Raw genomic sequence first — 16,572 nt, 5'->3', positions numbered from 1 at the left:
CAGCAGTGCCGCGCGTCGTTCAGCCGTTCTTGTGCGAAGACGCGCCGCTGCCGAAATAGCCACGCTCGCGCGCCCACACGATCGCCTCGGCGCGGCTGTGCACGTCGATCTTCGAGTACAGCGACGCGACGTGGTTGCGCACCGTATTCGTGGCCAGCCCGAGGCGCGTGGCGATCTCCTTGTCCGACAGGCCTTCGCACATCAGCCCGAGCGCGTCGCGCTCGCGCGCGGTGAGGTCGGCCAGCGCGACCGCTTCGGCGCCCGGCGCATTGCCACGGCGCACGTTGGCGAGCTTCTCGATGAGCGTCTGGCTGAACCACGACGCGTCCTGCATCACCGTCTCGATCGCGCCCACCAGTTCCAGTTCCGAGCGCTTGCGGTCGGTGATGTCGAGCAGCGCCATCAGATGGCAGGGCTGGCCGTGGATCGAGAACGACTCCGCCGACAGCAGGCAGTCGAGCAGTTCGCCGTGCTTGCGATGGATGCGGAACTCGGTGCTGCGCAGCACGCCGCTGTCGCGCAACGCGTCCTGGATGCGCGCATGCGCACTGCGGTCCTCGAACAGGCCGATCTCGTCCAGCGACCGGCCCAGCAGTTCCTCCGATGCCAGACCCGTCGTCGTCACGAACGCCTCGTTGACCTCCATCACCCGCAACGTGTCCGCGCTGCAGACCAGGGTGGGCACCGGCGTCATCTGGAACGCCTTGGCGAAGCGTTCTTCGCTCTGGCGCAGCGCATCCTCGGCCTTGCGGCGCGGCTCCAGATCCATGAAGGAGAACAGCATGCAGTCCTCTTCGCCCACCTCGATCGGCTGGCCGGCCACGATCACCAGCTTGGTGCCGCCCGCCGGCAGGCTGAGTTCGGCCTGCATCTGCGGAATCGTCACGCCCTCGCCGAGTTTCTCGATCGCGGCCTTGCGCGCTTCGGCACCTTCGAACACATCCAGCTCGTACACCGAGCGTCCGATCACGTCATCGCGCCCGTAGCCGGTCATCTCCATGAAGCCCTGGTTGACCTTGATGTAGCGCAGGTCGTCGAGCCGGCAGATCACCGCCGGGGCGGGATTGGCATTGAAGGTCTTCTCGAAACGCTGTTCCGCGCTGGCCCACTCGGTGATGTCGGCGATGATCAGCACCAGGCAGTCGGGTTCGCCGCGCGCATCGGTCAGCACCAGGCTGCGCACGCGGTGCACCCAGCAGCGGTCGGGGTCGGCCGCCGGAATGACCTCGACGATGACGTCGCTGAAGGTCTCGCCCGCGATCACCCGGTCGATCGGATAGTTGCCCGCCTGCAGACGGTGGTTGTTGCGATAGCGCAGCGCGAAGCGCTCGCGGTAGGCGTCCACGTCGGCGCCCAGATCTTCCACTGTCTCCACGCCGTGCAGCTGCAGCGCCGATTCGTTCGCCCACACGATGCGGTGGTCGGGTTCCACGAGGATCACGCCTTCGCTCAGGCCGGTGATGATCTGCTGCAGCTGCTTGCGGTTGGTCTGCGTGCCCAGGGTGGCGTCGTCGGTCATCGGTGGCGTCTCGTGGCTGCGCCTGGGCGCGGTCGTCGGGGAGGCCCGTATTGTGGCGTCCGCGTCGCGCCGCCGGACAGCGCCCCGGGTTCGTGCCATCGGTCGCGCCTGCCGCCCGCCCGTCGTCCGCATGCACTAACCCCGCTGGTGCATATGCACGCAGACACCCGCCCCGTGCATCCGGACACTGCGCGCCACCCGGGCAGTGCGTCCTGCAGTGCCCGCTCCCCACAGACGAGATGGTGAGACCGACATGACTTCCACACTGAATCCCAACGACCCGCTCGCGGCCCGGGTGCAACCCGGCGAGGCGCGCCCGCCCGGCACGCGTGAGGCCCGCGTCGAGGCCGCCCGCCTCCGGCCCGCGCCCGCCATTTCCTGGGCGGCCGTGTTCTCCGGCTGCGTGCTGTCGCTGGTCGCCTATCTGTTCCTGAGCATCCTCGGCACCGCCGTCGGCGCCAGCGCCGTCGATCCCACCGGCGATGCCAATCCGCTGAGCGGCTTCGGCACCGGCGCCGGCATCTGGCTGGTGATGTCGACCCTCATCGCCATCTGCGTGGGTGCGCTGGTCGCGGGCCGCTCGGCCCCGGCGCAGGGCGGCCTGCACGGCGTGCTGAGCTGGTCGGTGACCACGCTGGTCACGACGTTCCTGCTGGCTTCGGCGGCGAGCGGCCTCGTCGGCACCGCGTTCGGCGTGGTCGGCAAGGGCCTGTCGCTGGCCGGGCAGGGCGTCGCCGCGGCATCGCCCGGCATCGCGTCGCAGGTCGGCGACGAACTGCGCGAGCGCGGCGTGGACCTGGACTGGGACGATCTGCGTGGTGAGTTCGAAACGCTGCTCGCGCAGTCCGGCAAGGCGGAACTCGCGCCCGAGGCGATCGAACAGAAGGCCGAGGCGGTCGGCACTGACGGCGAGCAGAGCGCCCGCCAGGCGCTCGAAGACCCCACGCAGTCCGGTGATGCCCTGGGCGAGTGGTTCGACCGCGCCCGCCGCGAAGGCCGCACCACGCTGGAAGCCGCCGACCGCGAGGCGCTGGTCAATATCGTCGTCGCCCGCACCGGCAAGCCCCGCGCCGAAGCCGAGCAGATCGTCGCCCGCTATCAGCAGCAGGCGCAGGCCATGGTCGCGCGCATCGACACGCTGAAGGCCGAAGCCGAGCAGAAGGCCCGCGAAGCCAGCGACGCCGCCGCCCGCGGCGTGTCCAAGGCGGCCTGGACGGCCGTCGTGCTGCTGATCCTCGGCGCCGCCATCAGCTGGTTCGCCGGCGCCATCGGCTTCCGTCGCCGCATGCTGCACGCGGCGTACTGAGGTTGAATCCAGAGCCGGCAGCCGAGACATCGGCTGCCGGCTTTCTGCTGTCTGCGATCTGCTGTGCGAAGCGCTCGAGTGCAGGGTCGCGCGCTGTGCACGCAGCACGTGGCGAGGCTGGGGTGAACCCGACGACGCGATCTCCGAAGACAGGCACGAAAACTCCAAGCAGAATGCGGTTCTGCGGGATTCCACTGCGGCGTCATCCGCGGCAATTGCCTACAACGCTGACATCATCGAACCCTGCAGCGTGACCCGACGGCCGGAGCCGCCGAGTCTAGGCAGAGCAATGGACAACCTGGCCAGGAGGCATCGACTTGAAGATCGGCAATCTGCTTGGATTCCCTTCGTTGTCTGCGCTCGCCACGACGGTATTGCTCGGATGCAGCGAGACGACCCCAGGCCAGCCCCTGGACGCATCGCATGCCCAAGTTCCGGCGTGCGTTGAAGGTCAGCCTGCCGGTATCGCACCGACGGCATCAGAGATCGCCGCGCATCGTCAATACGACGTTCCGCTACTGACCATTGCGGAGCCGCATGACCCCGAGCGTATTTGGGGGCTGACACTCGTTCTGCAGGTGGACAGTTCAGGCGCAGTCACCTGCTATAGGGCGGAAGATGAATTCGGGGACCCGCAGCCCATGACCAACGAGCGCCGCGCGCTACTACGTGGAATGCGGACATGGCGCTTCGAGCCGTTTCTGCAGGAAGGCGCGGCGGTTCCCGCCACCGTCCGCGAGCAGGTGTACGAACAGCGGCTCCCGCACACGCATCGGTCGCCCCCTGGTGTCCAGCTCGATCAGGTCACGATTTCACTTCGTCGCACTGGCTGCTTTGGATCGTGTCCTGCCTACAGCGTCGAGATCCAGGGCAACGGTGCTGTCACGTACGACGGACATGGCTGGGTCGACGTCGAGGGCGTGCATCGCTACGAGATTCCGCCAAGTCAGGTGGCATTGCTGGTTGCCGACATGACGCGCAGGAACTTGTGGTCGATGGACACCAGCTATCGCACGCCAATCACTGACAACCCGACGCACGTGCTGACGCTGCGCATGGGGGAGCACGTACATCGGATCGACGACTACGCGGGCGTCATGGTTGGTATGCCGCGTGATATCCGGGAGTTCCAGGCGCACGTGGACAAAGTTGGCCAAGTGGAAGCGTGGACCCGCCTGTCCGTCGCAGCAGTTGACCGACTGCAGCAGGAGGGCTTCGATTTTCGCTCGCCAGCCGCGGGAGATCTGCTCGCGCGGGCAGTCGAAAACGAGGCGGGCCAAGACGAGGAGGCCATGCTCCTGCTGATCGAATACGGCGCTCCTCTTCAAGACGGAACGTCGAATGGGCTACAGACAGCGACTGCTGAGCCGTCCCTGCTGGACAGGGCATTGGAGAATCATCGCCTGTTGCTGGTGTCGCCACTGATCGAGCGTGGGGCATTGAAGACGCAAGGCGCACTCGATCCACACAAATTGGATTCCGCATTCCAGGCTGCGATCCGAGGAGGCAGGCTTGCGGCTGTACAGGCCATCTGGGATCAAGGCGGGCACGGCGTCCAGCCGGCACTGTTCTTCACGGAAAAACCCGATCAGATGACGAAAGACGTGCCCGTCACGTTTCTGCTCGCACGTCGTTACGGAGACGAACGCTGGGAAGGCCTGCGGATTGCGCAATGGCTGGCCGCCCGCGGGGTCGACCTCAAGGCACGTGGCGCAAGCCGAACGACGCTTCTGCACATCGCAGTTAAAGCGGGAGACATCGAGTTCGTACGCTTTTTGCTGAACCAGGAGTTCGATGTCAACGCGCTTGGAGAGTTCGATCTCCCCGCGCTGGGAGGCGCTACAAACGAAGACATCGCGCTCCTGTTGCTTCAGCACGGATCGGACTGGCAGATGGATGACAACGGCAGCGGATTTCTGCGTTACGCCCGCGATCAGCATTGGAATCGCGCGCTGGCTTGGCTGAAAGCTCACCAGCAACCAAAGCTGCAGCGGTGAACCGCGTAATGCGGCGCCGGTGCAAGCCGGTTATCGTGCCGTCCTGATCACGCAGATGCCCCATGAAGAAGACCTACGATCCGCCGCTGACCGAGAACTCCAACGCGCCCCTGTTCCGCGTCGACCGGGCCGTCCGCCTCGCCCATGAGCGCCTGGCCTCGGCCATCGACATGAAGCGGCACCACACCAGCCACAGCCTCGCGCAGGAAGTGATCAAGGAAGCGCGCGATTCGCTGCGCAAGGCCGAGCAGCAGCGCGAACTCAAGCTCAAGGAACTCGCCAGGGCCGAGGCCGAATTCTAGACGCGTCGTCAGCGGTGATTCGCGAGTAAGCGAACCTGACCCCGCTTGCCGGCGTCGCTAGCGATCGCCGTTTGTATCGCGGTGATAGCGGGCGGCAAACCGCCCGTTCGACACCGTCATGAATTCGGGTTCGGGGCCATCGCCGCTGCGCAAGAGCGTGCCCGAGAACGTGCCTTCCACGCCGTCCCTGCCGATCGCGGTCAGCGTCACGGTGAAGGGCATGCCGAGCGATTGATTCGCCGCATACACGACAAGATCTGCGTCCCCGCGCGTGTCGCCGTGGTAATTCACGTGCACCACGCCGTCGCCAATGCTGTACGTACCGGGACGAAGATCGCGGCCGTTGATCTGGAAGAAGAAGCCTTGCGATCGCAGGTTTTCCCGCTCGCGTGCGCCGATCGAGAGTGTGTCCACACGTCGCGCCGAGCCGAACGCCAGCGCGGTGACGGACACCGGCAGTACAAGACTCCGCCCATCCAGTTCGAGCGTCATGTATTCCTGGGAGACAACGTCGCCACGGGTACTGCAGGCGGCGAGCAGCGCCGTCAGCGACAACGCTGCCAGGACGCGGGCGAGGGAGTGTGTCAGCTGCATCGTGTGTGGGCTCCTGTCATCTGGATGGATTCTTCCGTGGCGCAGTGCGCGCGGGGATCAGCTGCGGCACGTCAGATAGCGATGCTCCGCATCGAGCGCCTGCTGCCAGCCGTTCGGCAGTCGCAGCATCACCAGACCACCCATGCACGCGACACCGTAACGCTTTGCGTCATCGGTGCCATGCGCCGGCACCGTCAATACGCGGGTCGACGGCTGCGGGCGACCCATGATCCGTGCCACGCTCTGCTTCGTCGGCGCATCGCTCTGCTCGCACATGGTGCGGAACAGATGCGCGTAAGGATTGGCGCGCTGATCGCGGGTGATGACGCTGCAGTCGTGTGGCTGGCTATAGCTGACATCGCCGTAGCGGCCGGACTGCGCACATACCAGCGTGGGCGCGAAAAGCCCGATCAGTAAGCACAGATGACGCATTCGACCTCCATGTCGGGCGGGGCCCTCGAAGGCTACGCCGGAAGCGAACCTGACACCGATAGTTGTTCGCCGGCGCGCTGAGGCGCATGCCGCGCGGTAAGTGAACCTGGCACCGTTATCGTAATGGAAGAGGACGAGGTCCACTGCAAGCCTCGTCAGTACGCCAAGCGAGCACACCAGGCACGCTGCTTTATGTGAACCTAGCGCTGTTCACTGCAGGAAGTGATCAAGGAAGCGCGGTCGCTGCGCAAGTCGGACCACGAGCGCGAGTCAAGCTCATAGAGCTCGCCCAAGCCGAGGCCGAATGCCAGGCGCGCCGTCCGTGCGGGTAAGTGAACCTGACCCCGTTATTCCGTTATTCGCGCCTTTTATCCATCTCAGTAGAGTTTTGGATCTGATTCTTGTTCCGGCGGAATAGGAATCTTCGATGCCCATTCGTCAGAGAGCGGAACTCTTCCGAACAAAAGTGCTGGGGAAGGTCGCAGTCCGACTTGCAGTACCTCTTCTAAATCTACTTCGTCGCGCCGAAGGGCGAAGTTGTCCTGGCTGAACGAGACATCATAGAAATGTAGTGGTTTGGATCTGTCGTGCATTGTCTTGACGATCGCAGTCCGAACGCTCGAATTACAGCGCTCACCGAAATAAATCGCAGCGAGATCGAAAGGGACTGAATGCGGCCCACTTGACCTCGCTAGACATCTCCATTCTTCTTCATAAGACCAAGCTGGAGCTTTCGCTAAGAATGATGTCTCCAACACGCGTTTTCGTGCAGCGAAATCGCCTTTCAATTTCCAGTCGTAAAGATCTTGAAGACTGACTGACCTAGGCGCGTCATATCTAACCATCAGCAAGTTTTTCGCTACATGATCTCGAGTCGAGTATTCGAGACAGACACCTGTGTGTTGAGCGCCATAATGGCTCCACATGAGAGGGCAGTCCCAGTTAGAGGCTAGGCTCAATACGCCGGTAGACCCAATCCAATTAAGCAGCATCTGATGAATCTTTAGCTCTACAGATAGCTTGTATCTTTGTTGGATAGCCAGCGCATCAGAAGTTCCTTCGGTGGCGTTATAGCGGCAAATAGCTAGTTCGCGAGCTGGGTCCCCGCTCTTAGGAGACTCCTCCATAGTTCGACAAAAAAGTTCCTCTAGTCGCTCCAATGGGAGGTCTAAGATGATGCTCGGCTTTGAATCAAGCGGGTCATTGAGCGTAATTGGACTTGCAAAATAAATCTCGCTATTGCAAAGCTCGGCTATCAAGTGTGGATTAAACGATCGAAACTTATAGAGATAAGGGGGAGGCGTGTCTGGCATCTAATTTATTCACTAGAAATAAACCGTAATTCGCAATTCTAGCTTCGTTCTTAACTCGGTGCCGGAAGTTGCTAAACATAACGTCTGGAGGGTAGTCGAGAAACCCTTTTATCGGAGCAGAAAACAACGACTATTGAATCTATTAGGTCAAAAATCTGCGCCTCAATCTCTAAAAAATCCATTCGATGTCTAGTGATCTCACATTTTATACCTAGCAAATCGAGGGACTTCTTCAATTTTGCTTGGTGGACTCTTAGGTTGAAAACCGAGCCGCCTGTTGAAAGATATATCAAATTTGACTCGGAAATAATATCTGCGACGCCGTTTAGCTTATCAATGAATTCATCTGATAAGTCCATTGAGCCGCCCCTGGATTTGGAAAACATTAACGAGTAGAGCCCATAGATGTCGATGGATTCTGTAGCAATTTTATCGCGTTTGGAGATTTCATAAGAAAGATACGCACTGAAAACAGAGATATGGGATACGTGGTTACCAAACGCGCTCACTCGTGATGTGTGGAAAAAGCTAAACAACGCAACAATTATTCCGCCGACAGTCGCGATGACCACCATTGCTTGTGCAGTTATATTCAGTAGCGACAACGGGCCGAGGAATATCTTCTTTGCATAGGCGATGCAGCCCGAATGCAGGCAGAGTTCAATTCGAACTGGAAGTTCGCTTTTCGTCACGTACCACGATGCTAGTGAGATGATAATTCCGAGGGTGCCGCATATCGCAAGGGCCACGACCAACGACCAAAGAAACATATTTGTTGTAAATTTCTTAGTGAGGCCTTTGGCAGCTTTAGTCAACATAAGAGGGCTTAATCCTTTTGACATGGGCGCGCAGCATGGCCGCAAGCTCTTTGTGGCTACGGGCAATCAAATTTAGCCTTTCCATCAAAATGTAGTATCTTTTTCTATAGCCAAACGTATTTCCGCGACTATGAAATTCTGCGCTCAGAGTTCGGATTGAAGCCACGGCTTTCTTAATGTCTCGGCGAGAAGGAAGCGGGCGAACTGCTTGGAGTCTTTTCAGGAGCTTGCTGTGCTGCGAATGACCGACTCTTTTTAGTTTATTTACGCGACCCATGCACTTATTAAAGCTTTTTCTAAAGCCGGGCGTAGACGAAAATGAGGTATCTGCCGCAAGAAGCTCGATGGTCTTCACTGAGGCTCGAATTCTGCCGACCTCTGCAGCCGGTAATCTGGGAGTTTCGAAGTTGACTCTAAGTCCATGGACCGTAATCGCTTCTGTGCTCAAAGAAACTCGCTTTACTTTGCTCTCATTTATTGGCAAGGCTCTAGAAATCAGCATTGCCCGGACGAGAGCTAAAGCAAGTTCGAAGTCATAATTGCTTAACGGCGATGAGATTGTAATATCATCTACATAACGGGTATAGCGAAGTCCCTTTAGGCGCAGGGTCGCGACAGTCTTCGCTTCTAAATCGAATAAACAAAGCATGGCTAGATAGCTAGACGTTATCCCGCCCTGCGGCAGGTTGTCGTCTTTAAGGCAGAGATTTGTAAGCACAAAGGCTACATCGCCTGGATAGCCAAAAAGCTCGGTCCAGATGCGCATGATAGTGTCGGAATGAATATTTCCGAAAAAATCTTTAATATCTATCTTCAAAACGCTTCTGGCGTCGCAGTGTTGAGCGGCACAGGTCACGTAGTCTTTTTTTAACTCATTCCCATGGGCGTCAATCTGATTAGGCATGGAGCCGTAAAGAAAGTCATGCCATCGTACGGCGCCGGGCACTTTTAGAATTCGCTTTACAATCTTGAGTTGAATTCGCCGAACCTCGCGGCAAGGATTAAAGACTTCCCGCGCCGATCCGTCTGACTTGGCCGCACGACTGCGAGCAAGCGCATAGCGTTGGCTGCCCGGCATCGCAAGAACTCGATCGAGCACACGCCTCTCGACATCGAGGATGGTGCACAGGTGATCCAGGTTCCTAATAGGACCGTTAGAGCCGCGCATGGAGCTGTAAGGCTTCGATTTCATGGTGAATCCAAGCCTAGCCAACCCATGCTATAGGGCTTAGCGATGAGGTCCATCTTGGGCCAGCAAGTCGCGAACTGCTGCCTCTCATCGCCTGGCTAGGCTTGTTGTTACACCACGCTCCATCTTTTGCGGACGCGGGGGGAAGGTAAATCTGGTCCCCAATGCCAGCAAATGCTGGCGCCCTTTCGGGCAATGCTTGCGACTTGAAAATTACTGACCGCGATGGCTGAGCGATTCGCCCAGGCGTTGCGATGCTATCTCGTAGTGAGGCAGAGTGCAATTGCATTTTCATATTCTTCAATTCTCCTATCCAGGCCCAAATACCAGTCAACGGTGGCAGATTCACTTCGGCAAATCTTCAAACGCCATCACCGCCGCCCTCAGTTTGATCGAGACGCCGCAATCGTCTGCTTCGCACCGGAATGTTGCATTGCAGCGAACGGGAGCGAACGGTGCCATGCTCTTTTCTAACCACACCACTGCGTCTCGCACGGCACCCCGTCTTCATCCCCATCCATCTTCGTGTCCGGGCAATTGCGGCTAAAGAACGTCGCTTCCTCGCATGACCGCATCTGCGCGCAGTGCTGGCGTCCGTCGCAGCTGAAGCGCTGGGTTGGCGCCGGCAATACGCGCGTCGCGGCGGCGCGTGATGGCGTGGCGGTCGCGGCGATCGGTGTGATCGCCACAGGTTCCGGTGCATGGAGGTGGCGATAGCCGCCCCACGCGGCGGCGATGAGCAGCAGCACGATCAGATAGCGCATGGCGGGTTCTGCCTGGTGGGTGGCGGAGGGAGACAGCTATCACCGCGGGTAAAGCTCATCGCGTGCCGCGGCATGCGGGAAATGTGGTGCAGCCCCAGAAGATGGTGTTGGCGCGGCGGTTGGTGCGTTCGACCATCGCGCTGCCGCAGCGTGGGCAGTCGGGTGTCGCTGCAATGACCGGCGTGGCGGCGGCGAAAGCGGGTTCAATCCGGGGTGGGGGCGCCGGCGCCGGTGTTGACCCGGGCGCGCGATCAGCGGTCTGCACGCCGCGGATCATCGCCAGCAGGGTGGCGCCGTCGATCAGTTCGATCGGCTTGCCGTGTGCGAAGCGCGCGGCGTCCTGGGTGAAGCCGCCGACGGTCGCGATGCGTACGGCGTGTGCGCCGTGGTGGGCGAGCAGGCTGTACATCTCGCGCACGATATTCACCGGTACCTGTTCGCGGCGCCATTGCTTGCACTGCACCAGCGTGGCTCGGCCGCCCTTGCGCAGGATCAGATCGATGCCGCCGTCGGCGCCGCCCAGGCCGGTTTCCTCGACGCTGTAGCCCTGACGACGGAACGCCTCGCCGACGAGGCGTTCGAAATCGCGCCAGCCGATGGCGGCGAGGCTGTCGAGCCCAGTGCGTGTGTCGAGCAGGCGGCGCCGTTTGCGTGCGTTGGCGAATGCGGCCAATGCACAGAGCGCGCAGACGGCAAGGAACATCCACGCAAGCGGCGCGAGCGATGCACTTGCATTCGCCAGTCCTTGCGCGAACGGCCCGTCCTGCCGCGCGAAGAACGCGGGCACGCCGTGCCGGATGACGGCATAGCCGATACCGCCGACGACCAGTGCGACCGACCACGGCAGTTTGATCAAGTCGTCGAAAAACCCACGACGTCCGCGTCCCATGCGAATCCCCCTTCCCCTGCGGCTGACCTTAGCGCGAAGGGCGAAGCTGTGAAAGCGGTCACAGGCGCGGCGCGCGCATGCCTGCACCGCGTGTGGTCAATCGAGTGACACCCCGCAGCCATGTTCCTTGCGGGCAACGGAACACGGGGTGTGTGCCCTAGGGCCAGCCCGGTATCGGGCGTCGGGGCGTGCGGCGACAGTCGAACCCGTACATGCACGCACCCGTCGTCATACAAGGAGCCGTCACATGGCCAACGTTCTCGATCCGATCAGCATCGTCAACCAGTTGCGGGAGATCGCCGCCGCCGGCGGCCTGCCCGAGCAGGCATCGCCCGACCAGTCCGAGCTGCAGGACATGGCGAAGGAACTGCACGCGGTCGGCGACCGCAAGGGCAAGGACGACTACGACAAGCGCCTGACCGCGCTGGCGAACGATTTCCTGCCCGACATGAGCGTGGAGGACCGCGGCCGTTTCATCGGCGCGATTCTCGAGAACGATCCCGGCGCCACGCGATCGGATTCCTGGCTGCAGGGCGGCCGTCTGGACAAGCTCGTCGACAACGGCGACATCACCACCGCGCAGCGCCAGCAGGTGCTCGAGGCGTTCGGCGCGGCGTATACCGCCGGCAAGGCGGACACCGAAAACACCTGGCGCTTCATGGAAATGGACGGCGTCAGTGGCGAGGTGGAGATGAAGGGCAGTGAGCGCCTCATCAGCCTGGGCGGCGGTCGCGTGGAGAACAACAACACGTCCGGCGAGGTGCTGGAACGCTTCCTCAACGGCCTGGGCGAGAGCGATACGCGCAGCAGCGCATTCGCGGATTTCATCGAGACGTTCACCATCGACCAGCTGCAGGCGGGCACGGTCGGCTCGACGAAGACCGGCAGCGACGACCGTGGCGATTACCTTGGCCTGCTGCTCAATGCAGCCGACCACGCCGGTGACAAGCACGAGGTGGTGAACAACATCCTGCACGGCGTGGACAGCGAAAAGCGCGCGCAGGCCATCCAGGATGTCAGCGAGAACTTCAGCAAGGTCACCACCGACAATGCGTGGCTCGACCGCGAGGACAGCCATCTGCCCGACAGTTACAACCGCGATCCGATGGAGATCATCATCCGCGCCGTGGCGAACGACCCGTCCAGTGTGTATGCCGGTGACTCGCGCAGCCACGCGGCGGATCTGGCCGAGGTGATCCTCGACCAGTCCGAGAACAACCCCTGGGGCGACAACGGCTTCTTCGACGACCAGAACATTCCCAAGGCCGGCCGGCAGGAGGCGGTGAACGAACTGGTGACGAAGAAGGCCGGCGAGATCTTCGAGTTCAACGGGCTGGGTGAGTCGGGCATCCACGACGGCAGCAACATCACCAATACCGAGCGCAACGTGCAGACGATGGCCAATCTGACGCGGCTGACCGGCCTGTCACCGACCAACGACGCCGCGCCCGATGTGCTGCAATCGCTGACCAAGCTGTCGGACGGCTGGGCCAAGGATTTCGTGACCGCACGCGAGGACAACAACGACGACCGCATGCGCGTCAACGAACTCCGGCTGACCCATGCGGTCGCCTCGACCGAGCAGGCGGTGCTCAACGGATTCGCCGACAAGGCCGAAGACGACGCCGCACGCCAGGCCGACATGATGAAGATGCTCAACTTCTTCGTCGGCATGGTGCCGTCGCCGGGCGGCGTGTTCACCGACAACCTCAAGTCCGGCATCACCAAGGTCTTCGGCGAGAACAGCGGCGTGACCAAGATCTTCGACAGCGCGTCCGACTCCGTGAGCGGGGTGATCGACGAGAACAGCGTCGATGTGTTCAAGGACAAGATGGTCGAGCTGCTGGGCAAGTCGGACTATCAGGACCAGTATCTGGCGGAATTCCGCGAGAACGCCAACAGCTTCATCGAGGACCAGCTGCTGCGCGGCCTGGACGGCGACGGCAATGTGGGCATCCGCTCTGACATCGTGAAGGAGGCCTCCCAGCTGGTGAAGGCCTGATCGCGAGGCCCGGAACGACGATGCCCCGGCATGGGCCGGGGCATCGGGGGGATGACATCTGCAGAGCCGCCTGGCAGCGGCGCCGTTGCCGGCTCGGATCAGCGTGCGAACGCGATCCGCTCGAGCGTGTTGTCGGCGGCCTTGATCCACACGTTGAGTTCGCGCCCGTGCGACGTGCGGCCGCCCAGCGTCGGCGCGGCGTCACTGGCCTGACGGGGCTCGAACACCACCTGGAACGTGCCGTCCGCGGCGGGATGCACGTGCACGTGGAACTGCGCGAGATCGGCATCGGGCTGCTTGTCGTGGAACACCGGCACGGCGGCGGCGAGGGCAGCGGCGCGTGCGCCATCGAGTTCGACCGGCGTGGGCGTGGTGCCCTGGGCCGCCTGTGCGGCGAGGGCGGAGAAGGCGAGCGTGCTCATGAGCAGGATCCTGTGGAAGACCATGGAGTGACCTCCGGTGCAAAGGGAGCGGCGCCCGGCGGGCGACGCTGCGCCATCAGTTGATCACCGTGTCCTGGCGCGTGGCCGAATCATACTTTCGGAAGTCGCCACCCGGTGTGGAGACGTAGATCACCGAGCCCCAGTAACCGCCGTCGGCGACGCGCTTGTCCTGGCTGGAGAACTGGTCGCTGTTGAACTCGTCGCCGGCCAGATCGGTGCGGGTGCCATCGGCTTTCGAGTAGTCCGCATGGCCGTGATAGCAGGCGTGCAGCTCCATGCCGTCGGGCTGCGGCACCTGGCTCGGATCGAAGCCGTCGAGCGTGCCGCCCATCGGCGTGGACACGAAATACTGGCCGCTGTCGGGATCGCGGAACACGAGGCCGCCGTTCTCCAGGTTGGCCTGGATCGACAGCGGGTTCGAATATTCCATCATCGCGACGGCCGCGGCGTCGCCGGTGTCGAACGGGCCGAGCACGGTGCCCGGCGGCACCAGCGGCGCGACTTCGGCGATGTTGACCGGCACGGTTCGGTCGTCGGCGATCGCGCCGGCGGCGCGTTCGGTGAGTGCTTCGTCTGTGTAGCAGACCTGGTCGGTGGTTTCGATACCGGCGACGAGGTCGTAGGCGTGGTCGCGCTGCGCCTGCGTGGCGTCGGAAGACACCAGGGTGTTCACGACCTGCTCGTAGCGCGGGTTGTCGCGCGCCGTGACCGCCTGCGCGGCGGCGATGTCCCGGATCGCGGCGGCAGCGCCGCCGCCGAAGGAGTCGATGTGCATGGGGTCCAACCTCAGCCGATATTGCCTGCAGCGTGTCCGGGCCGGCGTGGCCGGACAAGCTAGGGCTGCCCCTAGCGCGACCGCGACGTACCCGGGGGCAGGCGTGTCCGATCCGCATGTATCGCACCGGTCAGGCGCGTGCGTCCCGATGCGCGCATGGGCGCGTGATCAGAACAGCGCGCCCTGGTGCGGTGGTGCATCGGACGCGCGCGGCGCCGGCGGCGACACCGCATCCGGTGCGCCCAGCCGCCAGCCCAGTCCCGACCAGCGGCCTGCATGGCGGGCGAGTGCGTGGCGCAGGATCGGCGCGCCCGTCACGACATGCAGGCCGCTGCGCGCGCGGGTCATGCCGGTGTAGACGAGTTCGCGCGACAGCACGCGATTGAACCGGTCCGGCAGCACCAGCCACACGGTGTCGAATTCGCTGCCCTGCGCCTTGTGCACGGTCATCGCGAACGCGCTGTCGTGCGCCGGCAACGCGGCGGGGTGGAACGGCCGCGGATGCCGTGGGTCGTCGCCCGGAAACCAGGCCATCACGACACCGCTGTGATCGGCCAGACAGATGCCGATGTCGCCGTTGAACAGGCGGTGGCGGTAGCTGTTCTCGGTCACCAGCAACAGTCTGCCGTGGAAATACCCCGGCCCGGCGCCGCGTCGCGTGGTGCCGCCGAGCAGCTCTTCGATGCGCGCATTGAGCCCGCGCGCGCCCTGTGGCCCTTCGCGCACCGCGGTGAGGATGCGCAGGCGACCGGCACGTGCGAGCGCTTCGGCGGGATCGCGGGTGTCGGCGAGTGCGATCCAGTGCGCGAGCAGCTGGTCGCGGTGCGCGGCGAGGGGGTCGGACTGGCCTTCGTGGAAGTGCACGCCGGCGAGTTCACCGGTGCGCAGCAGCGACAGCGCGGTCTCGGCATCACCTTCGCGCACGGCCGTGGCGAGCGGCGCGAGATCGAGGGCGGCGCTCTGGCGGTAGCCGCGTTGCAGGTGGATGCGGCGGCCGGGGAATGCGCGCGCATCGGTTGCGGCAGTCGCCGGTTCCCGGTCGTCGCCGGGGCGATGCCCGGATGCACCGAGCAGTGCCTGCAATGCAGCGTCGTCGTCATCGGCGATGCCGGTGCCATCCCCGGCCGCACGCAGGATGCCGCTGAGCACGTCGCCGGCCTCGACCGACGGCAACTGGTCGGGATCGCCGAGCAGCACGAGCCGCGCGCCATCGGCGACGGCGTCGACCAGTTTGGCCATCAGCGGCAGATCGATCATCGACGCTTCGTCGACGACAACGACATCGAACGGCAGCGGATTGTCGGCGTGGTGGCGGAAGCGCGGGCTGTCGGGAATCGTGCCGAGCAGGCGGTGCAGCGTGGTGCCGGCGGTGGGCAGCACCTCGAGCAGGGCGGCATCGACACCGGCTGCGGCGAGCGCCTGCACGGCCTTGCGCACGCTTTCGGCCATGCGCTCGGCGGCGCGGCCGGTCGGCGCGGCCAGCGCGATGCGCGGCGCGGGGTGTCCGGCCTGCAGCGCCAGCGCGGCGAGCAAGGCCAGCAGACGGGTGATCGTCGTGGTCTTGCCGGTGCCCGGGCCACCGGTCACGAGGACCAGGTTATGGCGGAGCGCGACCGCCGCAGCGCGGGCCTGCAGGTCGTCGCCGGTGCGCGCATCGGGAAACAGCTGCGCGAACAGCGGCGCAAGTGCGTCAAGGTCGCCGCCTTTCGGCCTGTGCGCGCCGATACGGCGCAGGCCCAGCGCGAGCTGGCGTTCGTATTCGCGATAGCGACGCAGGTAGAGCAGGCCGTGTTCGAAGACCAGTGGCGTGTCGGCGATGGATTCGGCGTCGGCCTCGTCGGGTTGCGAGATCCACGGCGAGGCATCGAGGTCGGCGCGCCAGATGTCGGCTGCGGGCCAGTCGATGTCGGCCTCGACCAGACGCTGCGGCGCGGCGGGATCGAATCCCGCATGGCCGTTGGCGACCGCGAGCGATGCCAGCGCGGCGGCGGCGAGCACGCTGTCGGGCGTGGCGGGATCGAGCCGACGCAGCGACTGCGCGAGCGCGTTGTCGAGCGTGCGCAGGGCGCCGGCGTCGCGGAGACTTTTGAGGAGGGCGGGGGTGCTCATGGGGCGACAGCCGGACAGATAGCGGCGAACCGCCCAGTCCCCCGCGTGCGGAGGGAGGTTGGGATGGGGGCGAAGGGTCCGATTGCGGATGGAGAAAGCTCAGGCATGAAGGTTGGTCGC

Annotated in this window: 15 protein-coding genes; 4 read left to right on the top strand and 11 right to left on the bottom strand. The window is 63.2% G+C overall.

Annotated features, from left to right (window positions below):
• Positions 1 to 19 precede the first annotated feature (19 nt).
• The gene (locus tag CURTO8I2_RS10740; protein ID WP_159681065.1) at positions 20 to 1,519 is read right to left on the bottom strand and encodes a helix-turn-helix transcriptional regulator; all 1,500 of its coding nucleotides are present in this window, start codon (positions 1,517 to 1,519) and stop codon (positions 20 to 22) included.
• A 253-nt stretch (positions 1,520 to 1,772) separates the two neighbouring features.
• Between CURTO8I2_RS10740 and CURTO8I2_RS10735 the strand changes: the two genes are divergently transcribed.
• From CURTO8I2_RS10735 to CURTO8I2_RS10725, 3 genes are all read left to right on the top strand, one after another.
• The gene (locus tag CURTO8I2_RS10735) at positions 1,773 to 2,825 is read left to right on the top strand and encodes a hypothetical protein (RefSeq protein WP_236551080.1); all 1,053 of its coding nucleotides are present in this window, start codon (positions 1,773 to 1,775) and stop codon (positions 2,823 to 2,825) included.
• 317 nt (positions 2,826 to 3,142) lie between these two features.
• Positions 3,143 to 4,822 carry an ankyrin repeat domain-containing protein gene (locus tag CURTO8I2_RS10730; protein WP_159681064.1) on the top strand — a complete coding sequence of 560 codons (1,680 nt, stop codon included), beginning with the start codon at positions 3,143 to 3,145 and terminating at the stop codon, positions 4,820 to 4,822.
• Between the two features lie 62 nt (positions 4,823 to 4,884).
• Entirely contained in the window at positions 4,885 to 5,124 is a 240-nt protein-coding gene (locus CURTO8I2_RS10725; RefSeq protein ID WP_159681063.1) for a hypothetical protein, read from the top strand.
• Positions 5,125 to 5,181: 57 nt separating this feature from the next.
• On the opposite strand, the gene CURTO8I2_RS10720 is transcribed toward CURTO8I2_RS10725, so the two are convergent.
• From CURTO8I2_RS10720 to CURTO8I2_RS10690, 7 genes are all read right to left on the bottom strand, one after another.
• Positions 5,182 to 5,718, bottom strand: coding sequence for a hypothetical protein (locus CURTO8I2_RS10720; RefSeq protein WP_159681062.1), 537 nt, complete (start codon positions 5,716 to 5,718; stop codon positions 5,182 to 5,184).
• Between the two features lie 57 nt (positions 5,719 to 5,775).
• A complete protein-coding gene (locus CURTO8I2_RS15460) occupies positions 5,776 to 6,294 on the bottom strand; it encodes a hypothetical protein (RefSeq protein ID WP_236551079.1) in 519 nt (172 codons plus the stop codon).
• 233 nt (positions 6,295 to 6,527) lie between these two features.
• Entirely contained in the window at positions 6,528 to 7,463 is a 936-nt protein-coding gene (locus CURTO8I2_RS10710; protein ID WP_159681061.1) for a DUF2971 domain-containing protein, read from the bottom strand.
• 71 nt (positions 7,464 to 7,534) lie between these two features.
• Positions 7,535 to 8,281: a retron Ec48 family effector membrane protein gene (locus CURTO8I2_RS10705; RefSeq protein ID WP_159681060.1), complete on the bottom strand. Its 747-nt coding sequence runs from the start codon at positions 8,279 to 8,281 to the stop codon at positions 7,535 to 7,537.
• The gene (locus CURTO8I2_RS10700) at positions 8,271 to 9,473 is read right to left on the bottom strand and encodes a reverse transcriptase family protein (RefSeq protein WP_159681059.1); all 1,203 of its coding nucleotides are present in this window, start codon (positions 9,471 to 9,473) and stop codon (positions 8,271 to 8,273) included. The genes CURTO8I2_RS10705 and CURTO8I2_RS10700 overlap by 11 nt, the downstream gene beginning before the upstream one ends.
• A gap of 467 nt (positions 9,474 to 9,940) precedes the next feature.
• The gene (locus CURTO8I2_RS10695; RefSeq protein ID WP_159681058.1) at positions 9,941 to 10,234 is read right to left on the bottom strand and encodes an excalibur calcium-binding domain-containing protein; all 294 of its coding nucleotides are present in this window, start codon (positions 10,232 to 10,234) and stop codon (positions 9,941 to 9,943) included.
• 55 nt (positions 10,235 to 10,289) lie between these two features.
• Positions 10,290 to 11,123: a restriction endonuclease gene (locus tag CURTO8I2_RS10690; RefSeq protein WP_159681057.1), complete on the bottom strand. Its 834-nt coding sequence runs from the start codon at positions 11,121 to 11,123 to the stop codon at positions 10,290 to 10,292.
• Positions 11,124 to 11,370: 247 nt separating this feature from the next.
• Between CURTO8I2_RS10690 and CURTO8I2_RS10685 the strand changes: the two genes are divergently transcribed.
• On the top strand, positions 11,371 to 13,125 hold the full coding sequence (locus tag CURTO8I2_RS10685; RefSeq protein WP_159681056.1) for a hypothetical protein: 1,755 nt from the start codon (positions 11,371 to 11,373) through the stop codon (positions 13,123 to 13,125).
• Between the two features lie 98 nt (positions 13,126 to 13,223).
• On the opposite strand, the gene CURTO8I2_RS10680 is transcribed toward CURTO8I2_RS10685, so the two are convergent.
• From CURTO8I2_RS10680 to recD, 3 genes are all read right to left on the bottom strand, one after another.
• Entirely contained in the window at positions 13,224 to 13,547 is a 324-nt protein-coding gene (locus CURTO8I2_RS10680) for a hypothetical protein (protein ID WP_159681055.1), read from the bottom strand.
• A 76-nt stretch (positions 13,548 to 13,623) separates the two neighbouring features.
• Positions 13,624 to 14,343 carry a DUF4329 domain-containing protein gene (locus CURTO8I2_RS10675; protein ID WP_159681054.1) on the bottom strand — a complete coding sequence of 240 codons (720 nt, stop codon included), beginning with the start codon at positions 14,341 to 14,343 and terminating at the stop codon, positions 13,624 to 13,626.
• 168 nt (positions 14,344 to 14,511) lie between these two features.
• Positions 14,512 to 16,452 carry an exodeoxyribonuclease V subunit alpha gene (gene recD, locus CURTO8I2_RS10670; protein WP_159681053.1) on the bottom strand — a complete coding sequence of 647 codons (1,941 nt, stop codon included), beginning with the start codon at positions 16,450 to 16,452 and terminating at the stop codon, positions 14,512 to 14,514.
• Positions 16,453 to 16,572: the final 120 nt, after the last annotated feature.

It is taken from the genome of Luteimonas sp. 9C (assembly GCF_902506295.1).
GTDB lineage: Bacteria > Pseudomonadota > Gammaproteobacteria > Xanthomonadales > Xanthomonadaceae > Luteimonas.
Note: the sequence above shows the minus strand (reverse complement) of the source record. Positions and strands in the feature narration are given on the sequence as shown.